General features: G+C 39.9%; 2 protein-coding genes and 1 pseudogene. All 3 read right to left on the reverse strand.

What is annotated here, in order from left to right; genetic code table 11:
* On the reverse strand, window positions 1–240 hold a 240-nt coding region (locus K6G87_RS07010; RefSeq protein ID WP_296835321.1), incomplete at its 3' end, for a hypothetical protein.
* Window positions 241–285: 45 nt separating this feature from the next.
* Window positions 286–2,583: a hydratase gene (locus K6G87_RS07015; RefSeq protein WP_296835322.1), complete on the reverse strand. Its 2,298-nt coding sequence runs from the start codon at window positions 2,581–2,583 to the stop codon at window positions 286–288.
* Window positions 2,584–2,855: 272 nt separating this feature from the next.
* Window positions 2,856–3,528, reverse strand: a pseudogene (locus K6G87_RS07020) (glycogen/starch/alpha-glucan phosphorylase); the annotation flags it as partial.

Genomic DNA, 3,528 nt, shown 5'->3' on the forward strand with positions numbered 1-3,528 from the left:
AAAAAGCACAGTTTTCGAAGCTCCCGTCCTATATCCATTTTGATCAACCAAAACACTGGGGGATATGCTTTCAATTTCTTCTGCTGTTTCAAGAGCCGGATCCGGTGTTACCAGTGCATTCTCCTGTATCGTATCTGTTATTGGATTTATTTCCGTAGCAGATTCTGAGCATCCGGATACAAGTGTGATACAGGAAACAAGTGCAATACCAATTAAAGCCCTCTTATTATGAGTCAGCATAAAAAAGCAATCCCCCAAAGTTATAATTGATGCATTCCTATATATTTATTTCTGTCTGTTAAAATTGATAAGACAACCATCAAGAATGATCTGTCTTTCATGATCTGTAAGATCACCAAGAGTCATTGTAAACTCCCTGGTCTCATTTCCACTTACAGCAACAGCCTTGATAGTATCTGACTTATTCTCAACTTCTTCTCTTATTCCGGGAAGGAAAATATAATCAAGATTCTTAAATGGAATGTCACCTTTTTTAATAATTAATGGAAGCATACCCCAGTTAATGAGGTTGGAGCGATAGCGCTTTGTAGCATATTCATTAGCTACGTTAGCCCATCCGCCAAGTACCTTCTGGCAAGATGCAGCCTGCTCACGCGCTGATCCATCACCAGGCTTTACTGCAAAGATAGTAGAACCAAAGCCAATGCTCTCAACATCCATTTTAACATCGTTTCCGCACTTTTTGATAGTCTCAATTATATTTTCAAGTTCAGGCACTGCCTTATAAGGATCATCTGATGCAACAAGTGCTGTCTCAGCCTTCTGAATCTCCTTGGCACGGCCTACATACTCTGGGTCTTTTCTTGAAAGAGTGAACTCTGCAAGTCCAAGAGGATTGGATCTGTAAGATGATGTCTCACCTGAAGGGATAAGTTCATCTGTTGTTGTAACAGGATCATGAATCTCAGATACAACCTTAAGCACAAGATCCTTTGGAAGAGCCTCCATCTTAGGCCAGTCCTTAATATTTGGTCCAAACTGGATCTCAGCATCAGGATCTGCAACTCCCTTTGAATCAAATACACGGTTCTTATAAATATTAGCATCAAAGTGATATGTATACTTATTGAATTCTCCATCGAACTTGGTTGCAGGCGTAAGGAAGCCCTTATTAGCAGCTGTAGCTGCAATAGATCTTGCATCCATAAGTGCAACTGAAGAAATCTGTCCGTTCTGTACCTTAGAGCCTTCTCTGTTAGGGAAGTTACGTGTTGAGTGACGGATAGAGAATGCGTTGTTTGCAGGAGTGTCTCCGGCACCAAAGCAAGGTCCGCAAAAAGCTGTCTTAAGAACAGTTCCTGTCTCGAGGAGTGAAGCTGCAACGCCGTTTTTCAAAAGTTCCATATAAATAGGTGTTGAAGCAGGATAAATAGACATTGTGAACTTATCAGCACCTATGTAGCGACCCTTCATGATATCAGCTGCAGCACAGATATTTTCAAATCCGCCTCCAGCACAGCCTGCTATGATACCCTGATCTACAAGGAGCTTGCCGTCAACAATTTTATCTTTAAGAGAATACTCAATCTTATCGCCAAATGAAACCTTAGCTCTTTCTTCTGTCTCATGAAGCATCTGCTCAAGGTTTTCGTTAACAAAATCAATCTCGTATGCGATTGAAGGATGGAATGGCATAGCGATCATAGGTCTTACAGTGCTAAGATCAACCTTTACTACGCCGTCATAATATGTAACATCACAAGGTGAAAGCTTCTTGTAATCATCTTTTCTTCCATGGATCTCATAGAAGCTTTCGATTTCTTCATCTGTCTGCCAGATAGATGAAAGACAGGTCGTCTCTGTAGTCATAACGTCAACGCCGATACGGAAATCTGCAGAAAGGCTTGAAACACCAGGTCCTACAAACTCCATAACCTTATTCTTGACATAGCCTGACTTGAATACTTCTCCGATTATAGCAAGGGCAACGTCCTGAGGACCTACACCCTTTACAGGCTCTCCTGTCATATATATAGCTATAACGCCTGGCATCTTGATATCATAGGTCTGGCTAAGGAGCTGTTTAACAAGCTCTGGTCCGCCTTCTCCCATTGCCATAGTTCCAAGTGCGCCATATCTTGTATGTGAATCAGATCCAAGGATCATTCCACCGCCTGTAGCAAGAACCTCTCTTGCAAACTGGTGAATAACTGCCTGGTGAGGTGGAACATACATTCCGCCATATTTCTTGGCAGCTGTAAGACCGAACATATGGTCATCTTCATTAATAGTACCGCCTACTGCACAAAGTGAATTATGACAGTTGGTAAGAACATATGGAATTGGGAACTTTGTAAGTCCTGATGCACGTGCGGTCTGAATAATACCAACATATGTAATATCATGGGATGTTAATTTGTCGAACTTAATCTGAAGATCATCCATATTGCCCGAAGTATTGTGGGCTTTAAGAATACTATAGGCAATAGTGCCTTTTTTAGCTTCGTCTTTGTCTACGGTCTTGCCTGTTTTTGCTGCAACTTCTGCTAAAGCTTCTGCGCTATCTTCTATAAGATCTGTACCATTTACAAGATATGCGCCGTTTTTAGTAGTAGTGATCATCTGTACCTCCTGCCATACTCTACGATCATCGAAAGTGATATACGTGTATACAATCCTACTTTTATAAATATACAATTATATGACTATATAATCAAGTTACGAAATTAATGAAATGATGATTACAATCTTCTTCACTGAAACAAAAAGCCCTCTTTACAGAACCAAAGTCCGGTAAAGAGGGCAGCTATCAACTATTTACGTTCAATAATTCATACATTATTGAATCACGACCCACGCAGTAAATGCGTGTTTCTGCAATTTACGTTCAAAAATCATACCTTGATCTTATCAAGATGCCATATATCCTTAACATACTCTTCTATAGTTCTGTCTGATGAGAACTTGCCGCAGCAGGCTGTCTGGAGCATTGCCATCTTGGCCCATCCTGACTTATCTTCATAAGCCTCTCTGACTCTTGCCTGTGCATCAGCATATGAATGGAAATCCTTAAGGATAAAATAAGTATCTGCCTTACTTGTATCCTTTGTATTAAGAAGAGAATTCCATAAAGGTCTGAAGAGCTCCTTATCTTTACTGAAAGTTCCATCAATAAGACGATCTACCGTCTTCTTGATCACTGCATCATTATTATAGATGCTCATAGGATCATAGTCATTCTTTCTCTCATGCTCGATTACTTCATCAGAAGACATACCAAAGATAAATGCATTATCTTCTCCAACTTCTCCTACGATCTCAACAGTTGCACCGTCCATTGTACCTACAGTAACTGCTCCTTTGAGCATCATCTTCATATTACCTGTTCATGTTGCTTCACGTCTTGCTGTATATTTCTGCTCATATACATCTGCTGCCGCAAAGATAAACTCTACATTAGATACCATATAGTCTTCTATGAATACGACTTTGATACGAACATTTACATCAAACTAATAATTAACAACTTCAGATAAAGAATTAATAAGCTTTATCTTAAACTTGGCT

This window comes from Butyrivibrio sp. (assembly GCF_024699075.1).

Coding starts and splice junctions, on each gene's coding strand:
- K6G87_RS07015 (WP_296835322.1), bottom strand. CDS start 2,583: ATGATCACTACTACTAAAAACGGCGCATATCTTGTAAATGGTACAGAT.